Annotated in this window: 15 protein-coding genes; 6 read left to right on the top strand and 9 right to left on the bottom strand. The window is 41.7% G+C overall.

Features of this window, described 5'->3' with window-relative positions; translation table 11 throughout:
• Positions 1 to 375: 375 nt before the first annotated feature.
• Positions 376 to 3,189, top strand: coding sequence for an insulinase family protein (locus ACMAZF_RS09075; protein ID WP_435277033.1), 2,814 nt, complete (start codon positions 376 to 378; stop codon positions 3,187 to 3,189).
• On the opposite strand, the gene ACMAZF_RS09070 is transcribed toward ACMAZF_RS09075, so the two are convergent.
• The 3 genes from ACMAZF_RS09070 to ACMAZF_RS09060 form a co-directional block, all read right to left on the bottom strand.
• Positions 3,175 to 3,753, bottom strand: coding sequence for a thymidine kinase (locus ACMAZF_RS09070; protein ID WP_435277032.1), 579 nt, complete (start codon positions 3,751 to 3,753; stop codon positions 3,175 to 3,177). The two genes, ACMAZF_RS09075 and ACMAZF_RS09070, sit on opposite strands and share 15 nt — an antisense overlap.
• A gap of 126 nt (positions 3,754 to 3,879) precedes the next feature.
• The gene (locus ACMAZF_RS09065; protein ID WP_435277031.1) at positions 3,880 to 4,806 is read right to left on the bottom strand and encodes an electron transfer flavoprotein subunit alpha/FixB family protein; all 927 of its coding nucleotides are present in this window, start codon (positions 4,804 to 4,806) and stop codon (positions 3,880 to 3,882) included.
• Positions 4,806 to 5,555 carry an electron transfer flavoprotein subunit beta/FixA family protein gene (locus ACMAZF_RS09060; protein WP_435277030.1) on the bottom strand — a complete coding sequence of 250 codons (750 nt, stop codon included), beginning with the start codon at positions 5,553 to 5,555 and terminating at the stop codon, positions 4,806 to 4,808. The genes ACMAZF_RS09065 and ACMAZF_RS09060 overlap by 1 nt, the downstream gene beginning before the upstream one ends.
• Positions 5,556 to 5,831: 276 nt before the next feature.
• Between ACMAZF_RS09060 and ACMAZF_RS09055 the strand changes: the two genes are divergently transcribed.
• A complete protein-coding gene (locus ACMAZF_RS09055; protein WP_435277029.1) occupies positions 5,832 to 6,287 on the top strand; it encodes a CreA family protein in 456 nt (151 codons plus the stop codon).
• Positions 6,288 to 6,595: 308 nt separating this feature from the next.
• The gene (locus ACMAZF_RS09050; RefSeq protein WP_435277028.1) at positions 6,596 to 6,835 is read left to right on the top strand and encodes a hypothetical protein; all 240 of its coding nucleotides are present in this window, start codon (positions 6,596 to 6,598) and stop codon (positions 6,833 to 6,835) included.
• Positions 6,836 to 7,007: 172 nt separating this feature from the next.
• Here ACMAZF_RS09050 and ACMAZF_RS09045 read toward each other — a convergent pair whose 3' ends face one another.
• Genes ACMAZF_RS09045 through smc form a run of 4 tightly spaced genes read right to left on the bottom strand, consistent with a single transcriptional unit; the run spans position 7,008 to position 14,138 of the window.
• Complete coding sequence (locus ACMAZF_RS09045; protein WP_435277027.1) at positions 7,008 to 7,502, bottom strand: DUF2919 family protein; 495 nt, start codon at positions 7,500 to 7,502, stop codon at positions 7,008 to 7,010.
• Complete coding sequence (gene ligA / locus ACMAZF_RS09040; protein WP_435277026.1) at positions 7,502 to 9,526, bottom strand: NAD-dependent DNA ligase LigA; 2,025 nt, start codon at positions 9,524 to 9,526, stop codon at positions 7,502 to 7,504. The genes ACMAZF_RS09045 and ligA overlap by 1 nt, the downstream gene beginning before the upstream one ends.
• A gap of 60 nt (positions 9,527 to 9,586) precedes the next feature.
• The gene (gene zipA / locus ACMAZF_RS09035) at positions 9,587 to 10,633 is read right to left on the bottom strand and encodes a cell division protein ZipA (RefSeq protein ID WP_435277025.1); all 1,047 of its coding nucleotides are present in this window, start codon (positions 10,631 to 10,633) and stop codon (positions 9,587 to 9,589) included.
• Between the two features lie 22 nt (positions 10,634 to 10,655).
• The gene (gene smc / locus ACMAZF_RS09030; protein WP_435277024.1) at positions 10,656 to 14,138 is read right to left on the bottom strand and encodes a chromosome segregation protein SMC; all 3,483 of its coding nucleotides are present in this window, start codon (positions 14,136 to 14,138) and stop codon (positions 10,656 to 10,658) included.
• A 184-nt stretch (positions 14,139 to 14,322) separates the two neighbouring features.
• Here smc and cysZ point away from each other — a divergent pair, with 184 nt between their 5' ends.
• Both cysZ and ACMAZF_RS09020 read left to right on the top strand, forming a co-directional pair.
• Positions 14,323 to 15,096, top strand: a complete 774-nt coding sequence (cysZ, locus tag ACMAZF_RS09025; RefSeq protein ID WP_435277023.1) for a sulfate transporter CysZ — start codon at positions 14,323 to 14,325, stop codon at positions 15,094 to 15,096.
• A gap of 174 nt (positions 15,097 to 15,270) precedes the next feature.
• A complete protein-coding gene (locus ACMAZF_RS09020) occupies positions 15,271 to 15,603 on the top strand; it encodes a DUF4156 domain-containing protein (protein ID WP_435277022.1) in 333 nt (110 codons plus the stop codon).
• A gap of 100 nt (positions 15,604 to 15,703) precedes the next feature.
• On the opposite strand, the gene fadJ is transcribed toward ACMAZF_RS09020, so the two are convergent.
• Both fadJ and fadI read right to left on the bottom strand, forming a co-directional pair.
• The gene (fadJ, locus tag ACMAZF_RS09015) at positions 15,704 to 17,818 is read right to left on the bottom strand and encodes a fatty acid oxidation complex subunit alpha FadJ (RefSeq protein ID WP_435277216.1); all 2,115 of its coding nucleotides are present in this window, start codon (positions 17,816 to 17,818) and stop codon (positions 15,704 to 15,706) included.
• A complete protein-coding gene (fadI, locus tag ACMAZF_RS09010) occupies positions 17,815 to 19,125 on the bottom strand; it encodes an acetyl-CoA C-acyltransferase FadI (RefSeq protein ID WP_435277021.1) in 1,311 nt (436 codons plus the stop codon). Before fadI ends, fadJ begins: the two co-directional genes overlap by 4 nt.
• Positions 19,126 to 19,453: 328 nt before the next feature.
• On the opposite strand from fadI, the gene ACMAZF_RS09005 reads away from it, so the two are divergent.
• Entirely contained in the window at positions 19,454 to 20,413 is a 960-nt protein-coding gene (locus ACMAZF_RS09005) for an AAA family ATPase (protein WP_435277020.1), read from the top strand.
• The last annotated feature ends 1 nt before the right edge of the window (position 20,414 follow it).

Below are 20,414 nucleotides of genomic sequence, written 5' to 3'. Positions count from 1 at the left end.
ACTAAAATGGCGTTGCTCTCAATCCTAATAGCCAGCTATTAGTCAATCGAGCGCCTTGTTTTAGCTGATTTTCTCTACGCACAACAAGATCACTTACTTAATGCAATTGGTATTAAGCATCGTTGTCGCCGATTTCTCAAACGCCAACACATACTATCCGATTTGAGGTATTACCATCAATGCCCTCAATTAACGGGATCGTGAGTATAACTTCCTTACTGACGATATATTGTGACTCAATGCATTCATTAGACAATTGGTCAAAAGTCTAGGATCAAGCATGTTTGATTAAAATGACGACACAAGTCAAATCCTATTGAACCTTTCCTAAATGATTCTTACTAAGCATGATATAAAGCCCCATAAAAGTTTGTTATGATATTTATCCGAGTGCGTCTCGGTTTAGTGCATGTACAAGGAATACCATTGATAACGTCATCCAACGACACCAAGACATATCGTCATATCACACTTGATAATGGTTTAGATGCCCTGCTTATTTGCGATCCTAAAACGCTTACATCAGCCACGTCATTGGCAGTAAATGTTGGCCATTTCAACGATCCCAAAGATCGCGAAGGCCTAGCTCATTTATTAGAGCACATGATGTTTCTGGGAACCGATAAATATCCAGATCCTAATGAATATCAAACTTACATTAAACAGCATGGTGGCGAGCACAACGCTTGGACTGGTAGTGAATTTACCAATTTCTATTTTTCAATTGATAATGCACACTTTACCAACGCCCTAGATCGTTTTAGTGATTTCTTCATCGCGCCCAAACTGTCAGGCGAACTTATCGCTAAAGAAATCGAAGCCGTCGACTCTGAATTCCAATTAAAATATAAGGACGATTCAAGACGCCTGAGTGCGGTTCTTAAAGAATGCGTCAACCCCGACCATCCGTACAGCCAATTCTCCGTCGGTAACAAACAAACCCTTGAAGGTAATGCAAGTGAATTAGAAGTTATTCTCCGTCAGTATTATCAGACTCATTATTGCGCATCAAAAATGAAAGTAGTGATGCTATCGAACCAATCGCTTGATGAGCAACAAAATCAATGTAACAATTTTTTCCGTGCCATCCTCAATAGAGAACTTAACAATGAGTTTCGACAAGTCCCTCTGTATTTGGAGGACCAATACAGTGTGGAAATTGCCGTCATCCCCAACAAAGACATAAAGAAATTAACCCTCAGTTTTGAAGTAGCTATAGACGACATTAATTATTACTGTAAACCACTCTCCTATCTAGCTTTCTTAATTGGCCACGAGGGAGAAGGAAGCTTGCTATCGAGTCTAAAAAATACTGGCCTGGCCAATAGCTTGTCCGCTGGCACTGGGCTTTCAGGCTATAACTTTAGGGAATTTTCGATACATATTGCCCTCACTGAGCTAGGGAGTCGCCGCATTGATCGTGTTATCGGTCTTGTCTTTCAGACGATCAGAATGATTGAAAAAGGCGGCATTGATGCATGGCGTTATACTGAACAACATCACATTATGAATGTCGCGTTTGACTTTCAAGAGCCTCCTAAAGCGGTTGAACTAGTCAGTCATTTGTCCATCAACATGTTTAAGTATGAGCCACAAGACTTCGTCTACGGCGATTATGCAATGGATAGCTTTGAGCCAGATTCCATAGGACGTATTGTATCGGCAATGACACCTGAAACCGTACGACTAGTTATGGTGTGTCAGCGTCAAGAAAGCACAGACATTGCAAAATGGTATGACACGCCGTATCAAATCAAACCAATTTCACGTCAACGTAGAAAACTTTGGACTTTAACGCCGATAGACTACTCACTTGCATTGCCTCAACCTAATCCGTTTGTCGTTGAGCGTTTAGCGTTCACGCCGCCAAAAGTTGAGAAAGATGTGCCTGATATTCTTATTGATGAAGAAGGCTTTCGGCTGTGGCATTTACCACAATCTCAATTCAAGGTACCTAAAGGTCATATATTCACTGCGATTGATTCACCAATCGTGAATCAAACTGCAACTAGTCAGGTATTATGTAGACTATATGTTGAGTTGCTACATGACTCACTCGCTCAGGTAACTTTTCCTGCCGAGATTGCTGGAATGCATTATGATATTTATCCGCATGCGTCCGGCGTCACCATGCATGCCAGTGGCTACACACCAAAACTATTTTTGTGTTTTGAAATTCTAATAACAAAAATTAGAGAGCGAGATTTTCCACAGTCACGCTTTGATGAAATTAAGCATCAGCTTACAAAAAATTGGTTTGACCAACGAAAAGCAAAACCGATAAATCGTTTGTTTAAAGGCCTTAGCGCCACGCTCCAACCTCATCAATTCGAATACCCAACACTGTTGGAGCATTTAGAATTGATCACGCTCGATGATTTACAGCAGTTTGTTTCATCGTTATTTAAAGCAGTCCACTTGGAGTCTTTGGTGCTCGGTGATTGGCCAACACGTGAAGCTAGACTCTTTGGTGATAGCCTCTATCGTCAAATTAGTGCGGTAGCGGACGCAATTCCGTCTATTCCGCGCCAAGTCCACTCCTTGGCTCATCAGGGAACGTTAGTTAGAGCATTTGATGATTCCGATGAACAAAATTCAGTGATTGTATATTACCAATCACAAGATCACAGTCCGCAACAAGTGGCCTTATGGAGCTTAGCAAGCCAGCTACTAAGTCCCTTATTTTTTGCACAAATCAGAACAAATCAACAGCTAGGCTACGTTTGCGGCGCCTCTTATATGCCGATTAATCGATATCCAGGAATAATGTTGTACGTTCAGTCATCCGTGGCGACACCGCAGGAGGTCCTCTCGGCTATCGATAATGTGCTGGTTGAATTTCGCGATTTAATTGAAGATATGGATGAAGAACAATGGCAACGTAGTTGCAGCGGTCTGAAATCGAAGATCAATACGCGTGATACCAGTGCTCGCAGTCAGGCAACACGCCATTGGACAAGCATCTGCAATCGAGATATTGACTTTTCACACAGAGAAAAGACACTTAATGCCGTCACACTGTTAACCCCAGACCATCTCATTGATTTTATTGACAACATTTTGATCAAAAAAGATGCAGATCGGTTAATTATGGTTACAGGTGACGCGTCTGAATCACCTACTAGTACCATTGTTGACATAAATGCATTTAAAGCACAAACCGCGGTGTTGTATTTAACACCAGACTAGTTCGCTAAAGTGCTGTCGGCACATAGAAACATACTTATCATTACCGCCGATCTCTACTTGCGAGCCACTACTGGACGCGTTGCCATGTTCGTCCATACGCACCACCATTGATGCTTTTCGCCCACAATGACAAATTGTTTTGAGTTCTACCAGCTTGTCTGCCCAGCTCATTAGATAAAGGCTTCCTTCAAACGGCTCACCCAAGAAGTCAGTTCTTAGGCCATAACACAATACTGGCACTTTAAGTTCATCAACAACACGGCAAATTTGCTTAACTTGCGCTTTTGAAAGAAACTGACATTCATCAACTAAAATACAGTGTACAGGGCCGTTATCTAACTTCTCTTTCATCAATTGAAACAAGTCACAACTCGACGAAAAGATATCTGCATCTTGACTCAATCCAATCCGTGAAGTGACCTTGCCTTGACCATAGCGATCATCCACTGACGCTGTGAAAATCACCGATTCCATACCACGTTCTTTATAGTTATAGGCCGATTGTAACAGGGATGTAGATTTACCTGCGTTCATTGCAGAATAATAGAAATAAAGTTGCGCCACGAAATTCGCCTTGAAATAAAAAACTAAGTGTATCTTGTTCAATAACGATATTCATTAGTCTTTGAAAAATTGACATAAAAAAACCGCTAACCAAGGTTAACGGTTCTTATTTTAAACAGCATAGAATTATAGTTTGCTGTTTAACTCAGGGATTGCTTCAAACAGATCCGCTTCTAAACCAAAGTCAGCAACTTGGAAAATAGGCGCTTCAGGATCTTTATTGATTGCAACAATCACCTTAGAGTCTTTCATACCAGCTAAATGCTGAATAGCACCAGAAATACCAACGGCAATATACAGCTCAGGTGCAACAATCTTACCCGTTTGGCCAACTTGCATATCATTTGGAACAAAACCAGCATCAACTGCCGCACGAGATGCACCAACACCTGCACCTAGTTTATCAGCAACTTCTTCAAGCATTTTAAAGTTATCACCGTTTTGCATACCACGGCCACCAGAGACAATAACGCGTGCGCTTCCCAACTCTGGACGCTCAGAAACAGTCAACTCACTACGAACGTAACTAGAATTACCGGCATCTTGAACGTTGTCGATAGATTCAACTGACGCACTACCCGTTTCTTCAACGCTATCAAACGCCGATGTACGAACCGTCATAACTTTAATCGCGTCATTTGATTTAACGGTTGCTATGGCGTTACCTGCATAAAATGGGCGGGCGAACGTATCAGCAGAATCAACACGAATAATGTCAGAGATTTGAGCAACATCAAGTAACGCCGCGCTGCGTGGTAAAAAGTTTTTACCAGTGGTCGATGCCGCAGCTAAAATATGGCTGTAGCCTTTACCAAGATCAGCAACCAATAAGCCTAGATTTTCAGCGAGTTGATGCTCGTAACACGCGTTATCAGCAACGAGTACTTTTGAAACACCAGCCAATTTAGCTGCTTGTTCTGCTACCGCGCCGCAATTTGAACCAGCAACCAATACTTCGATATCACCACCGATAGCCGAAGCCGCTGCAACCACTTTATGAGTATCTGTTTTTAGCGCATCATTATTATGTTCTGCAATTACTAAAATAGTCATTAGATCACCTTCGCTGTAGTACGTAATTTCTCGATAAGTTCGTCTACTGACTCAACCATTACACCAGCGCTTCGTGCTGCTGGCGTCTCTACTTTCAATACATCTAACGAATTAGCAACTTCAACACCTAACTCTTCTGGTGTTTGAACAGCGATTGGTTTGCGTTTTGCTTTCATGATGTTTGGTAGCGACGCATAACGTGGTTCATTCAAGCGTAAATCAGTCGTAATTACCGCAGGTAGATTTAATGCAACAGTCACAAGACCACCATCAACTTCTCGCGTTACTTCAACTTTATCGCCATCAACCTTAACTTCCGACGCGAATGTACCTTGTGGCATGTTTGTTAGCGCAGCAAGCATTTGACCAGTCTGATTATTATCACCATCAATTGTTTGTTTACCCATCAGGACAATTTGTGGCTGTTCCGCTTCTACGACTTTAGCAAGCATTTTAGCGATTGCTAGCGGCTGTGGCTTCGCATCCGTTTCAATTTGAATACCACGATCAGCACCTAATGCTAGCGCAGTACGAATTTGTTCTTGGCAAGCTTTCTCACCAATTGAAACGGCGATAACTTCGCTCGCAACGCCCGCTTCTTTTAAACGAACCGCTTCTTCAACGGCGATTTCACAAAACGGGTTAATTGACATTTTTAAGTTACTTAAATCAACATCAGTATTATCAGACTTAACACGTACCTTAACGTTGTAGTCAACGACGCGCTTAATCGGCACAAGAATTTTCATAAAGTTATCCTTTACCTGCTAAAAAGAGCCAATTTTTATTGGCGAAATAAAACAAGCGTTTAAATTAGTTCAAATTGACGGGAACGTCAACAGGAAAAATACATTATTAATAGATCTATAACAATGTATATGCCCAAAAAGTCTATGTAGAGCTTAAATAAGCCATTACTTAGAACGGACACAAATCTTGACGCCTAGATATTGACCACATTAAATCGCAGTTTGCCCCTCAGTAAAATGGCCTTATACTGAAGCTGTTTTTAAAAAGGAAATACTATGAAAGCTTTCAAAGCAATAACCCTTATGTCTATCATATCGGCTTCACTTGTGGGGTGTAGCGAAGACGTAGGTAAAGTCAGCCTTGGCGTGTTTACCACGTCAGATATCTTTATCGATGCTAAACAAGATCCGAAACTACCAGGCGTGACATGCCACATTAGTCATGTCGAAGCTAATTTTGATCTGTCAGATCCATCCAATGCAAGTATCGCATGCCGTCAGACAGGACCAATAACAACACAACAACTGGCGACTATCGATACAAGTAAAAGCGGTGAAATTGTCTTTAAAGAATCACTAAGCATTCTCTTTAAATCGTTAAAGGTACGCCGTATTTACGATAAGGAAAACAACACATTATTGTATCTTTCCTATTCAACGAAAGAGACCAAGGGCAGCTTCAAACATTCGCTGTCGAGTGTTAGTCTATATCAAGTTAATCGAATCAATTAAATTATTGTTTAATTAACTAAGATTTGGTTAAATTAGTGACATATTATGACGATTATAATTTAAGTTATCAATAAATAACGAAATAATATTTTGGCATAATGGTTGAATAGAAACATTATATTTTACAAACTAATACCAATCGCATTAAGTAAGTGATCTTGTTGTGCGTAGAGAAAATCAGCTAAAACAAGGCGCTCGATTGACTAATAGCTGGCTATTAGGATTGAGAGCAACGCCATTTTAGTTAATTTTAACAAGTACAAGTGGGCAAATATTTAATGCAATTGGTATAACTAAAGGATTTCATTATGGGCTTGTGGACAATGATCGTAGCAATCGTGGGAATTGTTGTTGTTGGCGATATTTTAAAACGTATTTTCGATGTTAAAAAGACAGCAGGTGCCAACTCTAACGATGTTCAGCGACTTATCGCAATAAACGAAGAACTAAATGGTCAAGTAAAGACGTTAGAGAAACGCGTGGCAACGCTGGAAACCATAGTGACTCAAGAAGGCTATGATCTTAAACAAACCATTAATAGTTTATAGCTGTTGTCCATATAACAATTTTTAGAATCGCAACGATCGATTAAATGGTACGCTAAGCTACGTAACCTTTCGATCGTATGAAACGGTTACTTGCTAGAAATAGCCCCGTAACTTAGCAAAAAATAGCGGCTATTGTTGCCGCATATATTGCAGATTTGATTGACAATATCTATTAATTATCATCGTCCAACGCAATTGGGTATTGCTTGCTCACATCAATAACACGTTGATTTAGCATGCAATAAACAATAATTCCTACGAGAAAAATCACATCAATTAGCACACCATAATAGGCATTGAAATGGATTATATTGTGTAAAGAAATATTACCTTGCCACACGCTATCACCGATCTGAACTAAAGCAGAACCAATCAATAAGAACCGAATTCTATGCCATAACCATGCTACGAACGTGGGCATACCAATTCGACGCAAGCTAAAAATTATGACGCAAAATACCGCCGGAATTGCAATGATTAATGCATGATAAAAATCAGCGCGACTTGGATAGAATATGTTGAGCAACACACTGGGATCTTTGCGATAGGAAAGCGAAACCACCCATATCACGTAGCCTTTTATCAGATAACCAAGTGATAAAAAAAGCATCAAAGGCAACTTGATGCATCCATATTTATCATAGTCTCTAAACGGGTTATAGCGCATTATTCAAACTGAGCTAAGAAGGAAATTAGACCATCTTCATCTAATGTTTTAACACCTAATTCAGTTGCTTTAGTTAACTTAGAACCCGCTTTTTCACCGGCAACAAGCATAGTGGTTTTTGCTGAAACACTGCCCGCCACTTTAGCACCTAACGCACTTATCTTTTCCTTGGCCTCACTTCGTCCCATCGTATGAAGCGTTCCTGTAATAACCCAGGTTTGGCCAACAAGCGGCAGCGCTGATGCATCTTTCTCTTCAATCACCGACCAATGTATACCCGCTTCAATTAAACTATTTATAACGGCTAGGTTATGCGGTTGCTTTAGAAAGTAATAAAGATGTTTTGCGACAATTTCGCCAACATCATCCACATCGGTTAATCGTGACACTGATGCTGCTTTTATCTTATCAAGCGTTTTAAAAAATTGTGCTAGATTACTCGCTGTCGCTTCGCCAACTTCGCGGATCCCAAGACTGTAAATAAACTTAGCCAAGGTAGTTGATTTACTGGCTTCTAGCGCAGATAACAATTTTTGAGCTTTCTTTTCACCCATTCGTTCAAGAGTGAGCAAGTGCTCTTGCGTTAAGGAAAAAAGGTCACTGGGTGTATTAATCATGTCTTCGTCAACGAGTTGTTCAACTAATTTATCACCAAGACCATCGATATCAAACGCCTTACGGGATGAAAAATGTTTAATCGCTTCTTTACGTTGTGCACCGCACACTAATCCACCAATACAACGTGCTACGGCCTCACCTTCAAGACGCTCAATGGCTGAATCACATTCAGGGCATGTGCTTGGAAATTCGATATCACGGGTATCATTCGGGCGTTGTGCGACCACGGCGGAGACGATTTGTGGTATCACATCGCCAGCCCGTCGAATGATGACTTTGTCACCAATTTTCACCCCTAGACGTTCAATCTCATCTTTATTGTGTAGCGTTGCGTTACTCACCGTAACACCGCCAACAAACACTGGTTCTAAGCGGGCCACTGGCGTAATAGAGCCTGTTCTGCCAACTTGAAAATCAACATCTAACAGCGTCGTCATCTCTTCTTGTGCAGGAAATTTATAAGCAATTGCCCAACGAGGCGCCTTAGCGACAAAACCCGCTTTGTCTTGGCCTTGAATGCTATCTAATTTATTAACGACGCCATCAATTTCATAGGCCAACTCACTACGACGATTAAGAATATCTTGATAATAAGCAATCATATCAGCGAGATTTTTTACCTGTTTTACCTCTGGGGACACGGGAACGCCCCATCCCTTTAATTGTTGCAATTGACCGTAATGGTGATCAGACATTGGTGTATTTTCTAGTTCGACAACACCTGTTGAATAAGCATAAAACGACAAGCCACGACTTGCGGTGATCTTAGAGTCGAGTTGACGCAAGCTGCCAGCTGCCGCATTACGAGGATTAGCAAACGCTTTTTCACCATGTGCAATAGCACGTTCGTTGATTCCATTAAATGCAGCAAACGGCATAAATACTTCACCGCGAATTTCAATGCGCTGTGGAAAGTCATCACCGCGTAATTGAAGGGGGATTGCCTTGATGGTCTTGACGTTTTGAGTGATGTCTTCACCGACTAAGCCGTCGCCGCGAGTTGCCGCACGGGTTAATACACCATCGACATACAATAGGCTAACCGCCAATCCGTCAAGTTTTGGCTCACAGCAAAATACATCATTACTTCGTCCCGTACGTTCTTCAAGACGGCGCACAAAATTTTGCATCTCATCATCACTAAACGCATTATCCAGAGATAACATCGGTTTAAGGTGCGTGATTTGAGAAAAAGATGCCAATGCCTCACCGCCAACGCGTTGACTCGGTGATGTAGCGACTTTTAACTCGGGATTATCATGTTCTATCGATTGCAGTTCACGCATTAGGCGATCATATTCGACATCGGGTACCGTTGGATTATCCAGTACATAATACTGGTGATTGTAGTCATTTAATAATTGACATAATACGTCTAAACGTTGGCGTGGATTCACGGTACTCATAGGAAACTCTTTAAAAATCGAAAATGGACGTCAAGGGACATAAAGTCCCTTGGAAAGGAACTATTTAACGAGCAGAAGTTTGCGCTCTACTTCTCTAATACGCTGAACATACAGCTGAGTTGACTGTTTGGTTAGCGTACTACGCTCACCGTCTAGTACTTGACCATTAAACTCTTCAGCAATCTTCGCGGCGGCATTGAGCATTTTGTTAAAAGTCTCCATATTGCCGTTATCGTGCGGAAGCGTCATGAACAAACTAACCCCAGTCGTTGTAAATTGCTCCATATTATCAATGTCAAATACACCAGGGTTAACCATATTTGCTAGTGAAAATAAGATGGGTCCCTGACCTGCTGGGTCGACATGACGATGAAATATATTCATGTCACCGAATTTAAATCCTAGTGTTAATAACACCGGTAACAACGTAGCGCCGTCAAGTTCTCCGCCATCTTCACCAACGACGTTTAGAATTAACACATCCATTGGGTCGACTGCTGGTTTACTTGGCGTTGATGTTACCTCTGCGTCACTGTGCGATACGTCAATGGACGGTTCAGCGTGAAAATTTTCATCAATGCTCGCACCAAAACTGCCCATTCTAGGCGAGTTATCGTCAGTGTCTAGATTAAGTTCTTGCGGCTCTTCTACATTAGCTTTTGGCGATGACTTAACCGCCAGAAAGTCTTCTTTTTCTTTGGCTATTGGAGAAGCAAACATTGGCGAAGCGACATCCTCAGCACTTGGCTCAATCATTGCGCTTTTTTCATTAAGTGTTTCATCGAGCGCAACGTCAAAATCTATCGAAGTGCCTTGTAATTTGGCGCTATCGTTGCCAATATCCAGCGATAATTGTTCTTCTGGCGTATTAACAGTATCAATAGGTTTATCTTCTTGTTCAACAACTCGCGTAACACCAACACCATGGCGGTCAAATCCAGAGTTATCCCGCAGTAGATTGCCGTTGTCGTCTGTTTCGGACAAATCTAAATGTGAAATATCAACGGGCTTATTCGCTTGACGAATACTAAATAAACCATGTAATAAAATTGCCGCTATCACTACGACGCCGACAATTAACAAAACACTTCGTAATTCAAAATCCATGAACATCAACCACTCTTTTATTTTATTGTTGTACCATAGAAACAGCCTCATCAACATCAACGGCAACAATACGTGAAACGCCTGCTTCTTGCATTGTTACGCCGGTCAATTGGTTGGCCATCTCCATAGAGACTTTATTATGTGTAATATAAATAAATTGCACTTTCTCAGACATCTCGTTAACCAAATTACAATAACGGTCAACGTTTGCATCGTCTAACGGTGCATCAACTTCATCAAGCATACAAAACGGTGCTGGATTAAGCTGAAAAATTGAAAACACCAATGATAATGCGGTTAGCGCTTTTTCGCCACCACTTAACAGATGAATTGTACTATTTTTCTTACCGGGCGGTTGAGCCATGATACTTACCCCAGCAACTAATAAATCACTGTCTGTTAAGGTAAGTTGTGCACTCCCTCCGCCAAAGACCTTTGGAAACAACCGCTGAAAGTCTTGATTCACGCTATTGAACGTATGCTTAAACTTCTCTCTACTTTGACGATCAATCTTTTTAATCGCTTTTTCAAGGGTTTGCAATCCTTGTTCGAGATCGTCCGTTTGATTAGTAAGTTCATCAAAACGCTGCTTTTGTTCGTTATACTGTTCAATAGCCGTTAAATTAATCGCCCCCATATTGGCTAATTTATCGCGGATATTATCGAGTTCAGCTGGCCACAGTTTTGAATCAACAGCATCGGCTATTTCCAGTGCACGCTCAGCCATCTCTCTTTCGCTTAACGGTGTATTGTGACGCTGTGATTGGAGTTTCACTTTCAGCGTTTCTACTTTCAAACGTAGTTGTTCAATCGCCTTGTGCTGCAAAGACTTTTTCTCGTTTGCATGGATTAACAAGTCGCTTTGGTTTACACGATCTTTTTCCAAAGTCACCAATTGTTCTTGGAATTGGCTACGCTGATTATTGAGATTATTTTGCGTTTGTTTTCGCTGTGTCAATTGACTTTGTTTTTCCGCTAAAGGCGCATTATTTTCAGTTAATTTTTGTTTGAGTTGCTGGTACTCATTATTTAGCTGCGTCTGTGTTTGCTGATATTGTGCAATCTGCTGTTGTTCGTTAATGAGTTGCATTTCAAGTTTTTGAAGTGCCAGTTCTCCCTGATGCGTTTGCGCCATCACTAATTCAAGTTTGCTTTGTAACCGTTTAGTTTGTTGTTTCTCCAGCTGTTTTTCTTGCTTTAGCGCATCGAGTTGATTGTCACTATACTGCCGCTTAGCTAGGACCTCTTCTTGCGTATTCTTAATACTACTGATTGCATCAGCGTCAATCACATCACTGCGTTGTAAGTCATCAACTTGTTGGCTCACTTCCGCTAAGTTGGTGGCGATATGTTCCCATTGTTGTTGTTCTAACAGCCATTGCTGTTTACACATGGTCACACTATCAATGTGTGATTGTCTTGCCGCTGTCGCTTGCGTTATTTCTGGCGTTAACTGTTCAATATTAAGGGAGGTTTTATCCACCAGTGATTGATAATGTTGCAGGTGGTGATTCTGTTGCTCAAGTTGATGGGTCAACTCTTGTAGCCGTTGTTGCAGTTGCATTATACCATCAACATTTTTTGAACTGTCCTTTTGCCAGAAACCACCGTCCTTAAATATCTCACCCGCAGGCGTAATTATCATTTGATTGACGGTTAAATCACTGAGCATGTCTAACGCGTGTTCTTTATCATCAGCACATAAGATCTGACCTAAATACCGCCGAACAATAGCGTTAGTTTTAGCATCATTACTTGTTATATGATGGACGATTGATGAGGGTGATAAAGACAAGTTTTCTTGAACTGACCAAAGTTGTGTATGGGATTGGCTAGGCGCTTTTTCGTCATAACTATCAACTAAATAGGCACCAGCGTCGTCCCCGATAATGATGTCGCAAGCCAGTTGCCATTTTGGCGCTATCGTAATCCCCTGCCATAATTGCTTGTTGGAAGAAAAATAATTATTGACGCTTTCATCTTCATTTTTCGTTTTGGCATTTAGCTGCTGCGCAGTGGTGGTTTTTTCCTGCCCCAACAACGCAATCTTTTGCTCCGCCTGATATATTTCGTGCTGATTTTGTGACAAAAACTCATGCAGTGAGCTGGCTTTAGCTTCTAAGTCCTGTAAATTTGCTTCACATTGCAGTAGTTGATGTTTGGCTAATTGATAACTCTCATCACGAGCGACGGGATCAAGTGTCTGTTGTTGCTTCGCGAGAGAAACTCGTTTTTTATCAAGCAGCTCTATTTGACTACTTGTCTTCATGCGCTGGCTATTAAGTGCATCTACACGCTGGCTAAATAGCTGTTCTTTCGCAATATTTTGCTGACGTTCGTTGCCAATAGTAAATAACTTACTTTCAATCGTTTCTAAGAGTGCTTCCTTGCTACCTACCGCTTCTTTTAACTGATTAACATTATCAGTCAATGGAGCGAGCTCCTGTTGTTGGGTGCTCAACGCTAGCTCATGTTGTAATGAAAGTTCCAGAGCCTCGGCAATTTGCGTACTCAGTGATTCGCGTTTAAGTTTCACCTGTTCAAACAGATGTTGGCTTTGGCTCTGCGCCTGAATTAGATGCTCAATATTAAGGCTAAGCCGGGTGATTTCTGTCTGATGCGTATGATATGACTCGTTCGCAACATCAAGGTTTTTACGCACGACTTTAATTTGGTCGCTGGTAGCAGTATCTTGCGCGGTTACTTTCGTGACATTTTCGCCAATCAACAACAATTGCTGTTCGCTAGTCTCAAGATCAGTACGAGTTTGCTCTAATTGTTTTGCAAAGGTCTGCCATCGATTCACTACAATGTCTGTTTGCAGTATACGTTCTTGCTTTTTGAGCGCGGTGTATTCTTGCGCTTCCTTTGCTTGTGATTCTAACGATTCAATTTGGCTTTTTAACTCATGATGTAGATCATTGAGGCGCTCTAGATTGTCTCGACTATTTTTGATTCGATTTAGCGTGTCGCGTTTGCGTTCTTTATATTTACTGATCCCAGCGGCGTCTTCTATAAAACCACGTAACTCAGCGGGCTTTGATTCCACAAGCCGAGAAATGGTACCTTGCTCGATAATGGAATAACTTCGCGGGCCCAATCCGGTCCCACTGAGTAAATCAGCGATATCACGACGACGGCACTTTTGGCCGTTCACAAAATAATCTGACTGACCTTGGCGCGAAACCTGCCGTTTGATCGATATTTCGCTAAATTGCTGCCACGGCCCTTGCGCGCGTCCGTCGGTGTTATCAAACAATAATTCAACACTTGCTACTGACACAGGTTTTCGCGCATTGGAGCCATTAAATATTACGTCACTCATATCATCGCCACGTAAATTTTTAGCACTCGATTCGCCTAATACCCAACGCACTGCGTCTATTATATTTGATTTTCCACAACCATTAGGCCCCACCACAGCACTCAGTGACTGCGTGAAAGGAATCACAGTAGGATCAACAAAAGATTTAAAACCGGCAAGTTTCAGGTGTTTAAGACGCATTCAATAACAGCAATAAAAGTTAAGACAGGCCATTATGGCACAGCTCCAATTTGTAAGTCAGCCTTATGTAAGCTATTTGATTAAATTTGTTACAGTTTTTTAAAAAATTATGCTGAGCTCACTACCTTCTAGCGCCTTATCAATCTATACTCACCCTACTATTATTCGTTCATAGAGAGTTGACGTGTTTGATAAATCTCGTAGCGGTGCCAGCTACTTTCTTAAAGGGTTTGAATTAATTCAAACAAAAGGCCTAAGAACCTTTGTGATAATTCCGCTAGTCGTGAATCTTTTGTTATTTAGTGCCGCGTTTTATTATCTTTATTTACAGCTTGAAGAGCTGTTTTCGTACATCAACGGCTATCTGCCTGATTGGTTATCATGGCTCAATGTAATTTTGTGGCCTATCGCGATTGTTATTGTTTTGGTGGTCTTTTCATTTGTTTTTAGTTCAGTCGCTAACTGGATTGCCGCGCCCTTTAACGGTTTACTCAGTGAGAAAGTTGAGTGCCATCTCACCGGAAAACCTAGCCCTGAGAGTTCATTTTCAGATTTAATGAAAGAAATTCCGCGAGCACTGAGTCGTGAATGGACAAAATTGGTTTATTACATTCCTAAAGCACTAGGCTGCTTGATATTGTTCTTTATTCCATTAATTGGCCAAACTGTGGCGCCAATATTATGGTTTTTGTTTAGCGCTTGGATGATGGCAATCCAATACTGTGACTACCCATTTGATAACCACAAGCGTAGCTTTACGATAATGAGAGACCAGTTAAAACAGGATCGCGGCAGTGCGCTTTCATTTGGTTTTATGACAACGTTATTTTCAATGATTCCTATCGTGAACTTTATTGTCATGCCAGTCGCAATTTGCGGCGCAACCGCCATGTGGGTTGAACGTTATAGAGACCATCATTTAGCGAATGATTCTATTGCACCTTGGGAAAATCAATAACATTTCTGTGTAAATGAAAAAGCGCTTTATAGGTGGGAAAACGCCCACCTAATTTGTTTATAAAGTGTAAGAAAACCAAAGAATTCCTGACATTTTTACAACAATTTTTTCACTAACCTAACGTGCTTAATTCCTGAATAATAGTCACCATATTAATTACAAGGAACTTACCTTATGAAAGCACTTATTCCAGCATTAGCAATCTTATCTTTAACAGCCTGTAGCGCCATTCCATTGCAACAAACAGCGAGCAATATTCGCTTAACGCACACAGAGCCAACAGGCGAACATTGCAAGTTTTTAGGTGATGTTACAGGCAATCAAGGTGATTTTTTCACAGGCGGTTTTACGTCCAATGCTGATTTAGAAACGGGCGCACGCAATGACATCCAAAACAAGGCTAATGCGATGGGCGGCAACGTCGTTTATCTACTCACCCAACGTGCTGGGCAAACCGGCAATTACGGCGATGATTTGGCGGGACACAGCAAACAAACGTTACATTAAGTGGCAATGTTTACCACTGCAATCAGTAATAATGAACACAATTAAAAAAGGGGCTACCTGATGATTCAGGTAACCCCTTTTTATAGATAGATAACAATTGCTAATAAAACGTTTTGTTATTCTCGTTCATTTCGATTAACAGGCTCGATGGCGCAAATCGCTCACCGTGCTGCGTTTGATAACCTTCAAGCAAGCTTACGACTGTACTTACACCTAACTTATCGATGTAACTGAATGGACCCGCTAAGAACGGTGGGAAACCAATACCGAAAATGGCTCCAATATCGCCATCGCGAACATTCTCGATAATGCCCTCTTCCAAACAACGTGTTGCTTCATTAAGCATTTGAATTACACAGCGCTGAGCAATTTCTTGGCTCGAAGTCTGTTTGGTTGGTGAAACACCTAAAACCTTATAAACGCTTTCATCAACTAACTTCTTACCGCGCGCTTTTTTGTCGTAACGGTAAAACCCTTTACGGTTTTTCTTACCCTTACGATCGTCATTTAATAAGGCGTTAAAAGCAGTAGGTGCTTTAAATCTATCGCCCAATTCAGCTTCCAAAATTGGCGATATCTTTGAACCAACGTCAATACCAACCTCATCAAGTAAGGTAACAGGGCCAACCGGGAAACCAAACTCAACCAATGCTTTATCCAGTGACTCAATTGAATCACCTTCCAGTAAAACATTGGCCGCTTCATTGACATACAACGCGAGAATACGATTCACGTAAAATCCGGCGCCATCTTTAACAACAATAGGCGTTTTACCTTGTTTCTTTGCAAAGGCTACCGTAGTTGCAATAGTTTGCGCTGACGTTTTCTCATGCGCAATAACTTCAACTAACGGCATTTTATCGACCGGCGAAAAGTAGTGTAAGCCGATTACATTCTCTGGACGCGCAGCGTGCTGAGCAATCATTGCGATAGGTAACGACGACGTATTCGATGCAAAAATAGTATGCTCACCACAGTGAGTCTCAACATCTTTCACCATCTGGTGTTTTAACTCTAAATCTTCAAAAACGGCTTCAACCACAATATCGACATCTTTAACGCCGCGATAATCGACTGTACCGGTGATATTATTCATTTTGGATTGCAGTTCACTACGCGTGATAAAACGGCGTTTGAATTTCTTATCTAACAAATCGAAACTGTATTTCAGTGCTTGGCTGATGCCTTCATGAGAAATATCTTTAATGCGTGTTGGAATATTGGCTTTAATCGCAGTAACATTTGCGATACCGCCGCCCATTAAGCCACCGCCTAAGATCATTGCTTTGTTGACCTTTTCTGGTTGCGCATCACTACCCGTCTCTTTTTTCATTTCCGTAGTCGCGAAAAATAGCTGGCGTAACGCTTTAGATTCGTCTGTCATCACTAAGTCTGCGAAATGAGACGCTTCAATAGCAAGGCCGGCTTGTCGACTGTCGTTAAGTCCTTTACGAACACAATCAATAATCTTGAGCGGCGCAGGATAATGACCTTTTGTTTTCGCTAATACTGATTTTTCAGCTTGTGAAAACATAACATTGCGACCAGCACTTGTGGCTTGTAATAACGCATTAACTTTATCTAATGTAGGCTTAGTTTTTCTTATTGGCTGAGCGGCAAGTTTCAGTGCAACATCAAGTAAAATGACCGGTGGTACGACATCGCTAACCAATCCAACCTTTTTAGCGTCTTTAGCACGTAACTGCTTACCGGTTAACATCATATCAAGCGCTTTAGCAATGCCGACCAATGCAGGTAATCGCTGCGTACCGCCACTGCCTGGTAACAATCCTAATTGAACTTCAGGAAGTCCTAATACTGTCTTTGCATCATTGGTACAAACTCGTGCATGACACGCCATAGCCAATTCAAGACCGCCACCTAAACATGGACCATTAATAGCAGCAACAACGGGTACTTTCATATTTTCAATGCGGTCAAACATGCGCTGACCCATCGTTGAAATAGCCAGCACGTCATCGCGAGATTTACAACTGTCGAGCATAGTAATGTCTGCGCCTGCGATAAAATTATCGGGCTTGCCTGAGATAACAACAACGCCTTTCAACGAAGAGTTTGCCTCAAGCTCATCAAGTACCGATGTCATTTCATCGCCAAATTCAGCACGAAGCGTATTCATTTTCTCGCCAACAACATCCATGCTGATGATAGCGATATTGTCGTCATTAATTGTTGTAGTGAATGTACTCATTATTCAACCTCCAAAACCATCGCCGCGCCAAGGCCACCAGCAGCACAGGCTGTCGTCAACCCTAACCCGCCGCCACGACGTTTTAATTCATTAAGCACTTGGGTAATTAAGCGTGTTCCAGTCGCAGCAAAAGGATGACCATAAGCCAAAGAGCCACCCAATACATTAAATTTGTCCATATCTATTTGCCCAATCGCTTTATCGCGGCCTAGATGACGCTGTGCAAATAAGTCAGACTCAAACATTTTCATATTAGATAGTGCTTGCGCAGCAAAGGCTTCATGCATTTCAATTAGCGTGAGATCTGACAATTCAATACCCGCCCGGGCAAGTGCCAATGGTGTTGCGAATGACGGTCCCATTAGCATATCTTCCCACACATCAATCGCCGCAAAAGCATAACTTTTTATATAACCAAGTGGTTGATAACCTAGGGCTTTGGCTTTATCTTCACGCATCATAATGATGGCTGATGCTCCGTCCGTTAAGGCAGTAGAGTTAGCCGCTGTAACACTACCGTGTTTCTTATCAAAAACTGGACGTAATTTAGCGTAACTGGCTAATTCTGAATTCGTTCGAACCGTATTATCTTGACTGATGTGCCCACCATACGGCGCCACATGTGCTGTCATTACTTCGTTGTCTAATAAACCTTCATTCCAGCTCTTAGTTGCAAGCGTATGAGAACGATGCGCCAATGCATCTTGATCCGCTCTACTAATACTATGCGTTTTTGCCATTTGTTCAGCCGTTTGGCCCATTGATAACCCGGTTGAATATTCTGCAACGGCTGGCGGAACAGGGAGTAAGTCCTTAATAGAAAGACGTTTAAAAATATTTAACCGTTGACCTAAAGTACGTGCTTTATTTAAGTCGACAAGTGCACGCCCTAATTTCTTAGAGACGCCAATTGGCAGGACTGATGAACTATCTGCGCCGCCTGCAATACCAATATCGCTGGTACCAGATAAAATAGACTCTGCAACATTTGCTGCTGATTGAAAACTAGTAGCACAGGCTCTTGATACACTGTATGCGTCAGTGGCGATGTTCATACCGGTACCTAACACAATCTCACGTGCAATATTTGGCGCTTCAGGCATTTGCACAACTTGTCCGTAAACGAGTAAATCAACCAACGTTGGGTCTAGCTCACTTCGCGTGAGTAATTCATTAACGACAGTTTTGCCTAGATCTAGTGCAGGAACGCCGTGATAAGCACTCGCTTGTTTTGCGAAAGGGGTTCGTAAACCATCTACAATAGCGATGCGCTGACCGCCTTTAGTCGTGAGGTCTTGCATTGAATTCATTAGTGACTCCAAAATGGTAATCGGATAACTGCTTGTCTCAGCGGGTATTAAATCGATTATTTAAAATTTCAAGCTTCACTATAACTCAGAGGTCAGACCACGACAAGTCGAATTTTCTGTGTACATTTCGAAATCCCTCCCACCATTTTGACCATAAAATAAGCAAACAATTAAATAATGGAACTTTTTTAACAAAATACTCTCAATAGACCATCATTGCGTGTTGGTAACCTGTTGACGTATGGCGTCAATTTGGGGTAAATATAGCGCGTAATTTAGAATCTCTATGACCATTCATTTTAAAAGTAGCTTAGGTAGATAAAATAGCATGACCGCCATCGACAAATTTGAACAGCTAAAATCGTATCTTGATACCCAAATATTGGGACAACCAGAACTTACTCATTCGATGTTGATTTGCTTGTTAGCTGATGGGCATATCTTGGTGGAAGGTCCGCCGGGTCTGGCGAAAACTAGAGCCATAAAATCTCTTGCCGATGGCATAGATGGTGATTTTCACCGTGTTCAGTTTACCCCTGATTTACTCCCAGCAGACTTGACGGGCACGGATATTTATCGCCCAGAGACACACGAATTTGAATTTCAAAAAGGTCCGCTATTTCACAATCTCATTCTAGCGGATGAAATTAATCGTGCCCCCGCTAAAGTACAATCGGCGCTCCTAGAAGCGATGGCAGAACGCCAAATTACCGTGGGCCGTACCACTTATCAATTACCTGAACTGTTTCTGGTCATGGCAACGCAAAACCCGATTGAACAAGAAGGGACCTATCCACTACCAGAAGCACAACTTGACCGCTTCTTAATGCACGTGGCGATAGACTACCCTGACGCTAAAGTTGAGCGTGAAATTTTGGCACTCAATCGTAATGAAGCATTAGCTAAAGACGCGGTGCCTGCGCCTAACCTTACTCAAGAAGAAATCGTTAGTGCACGTAATGCCTGCTTGGAAATTTACCTTGCACCACAACTTGAAGAATATATCGTACAACTTATTATGGCGACGCGTCGACCTGAAGAAATAGATCCTCAATTGACCAATTGGATTACCTTTGGTGCAAGCCCACGAGCAACAATTGCATTAGAGCGATGTGCTCGAGCGCGCGCGTGGCTTCACGGACGAGATTTTGTTAGTCCGGAAGATATTATCAGCGTCACGCCAAACATTCTGCGCCACCGACTACTTTTAAGCTATGAAGCGGAGTCAGAAGGCGTTACACCAAGTATGGTGGTTGAAAAGATTTTGACCATGGTAGCTGTACCATAAT

The organism is Psychrobium sp. nBUS_13, assembly GCF_051201665.1.
GTDB lineage: Bacteria > Pseudomonadota > Gammaproteobacteria > Enterobacterales > Psychrobiaceae > Psychrobium.
The sequence above is the reverse complement of the archived record's forward strand: the minus strand, read 5'-3'. Positions and strand labels throughout refer to the sequence as shown.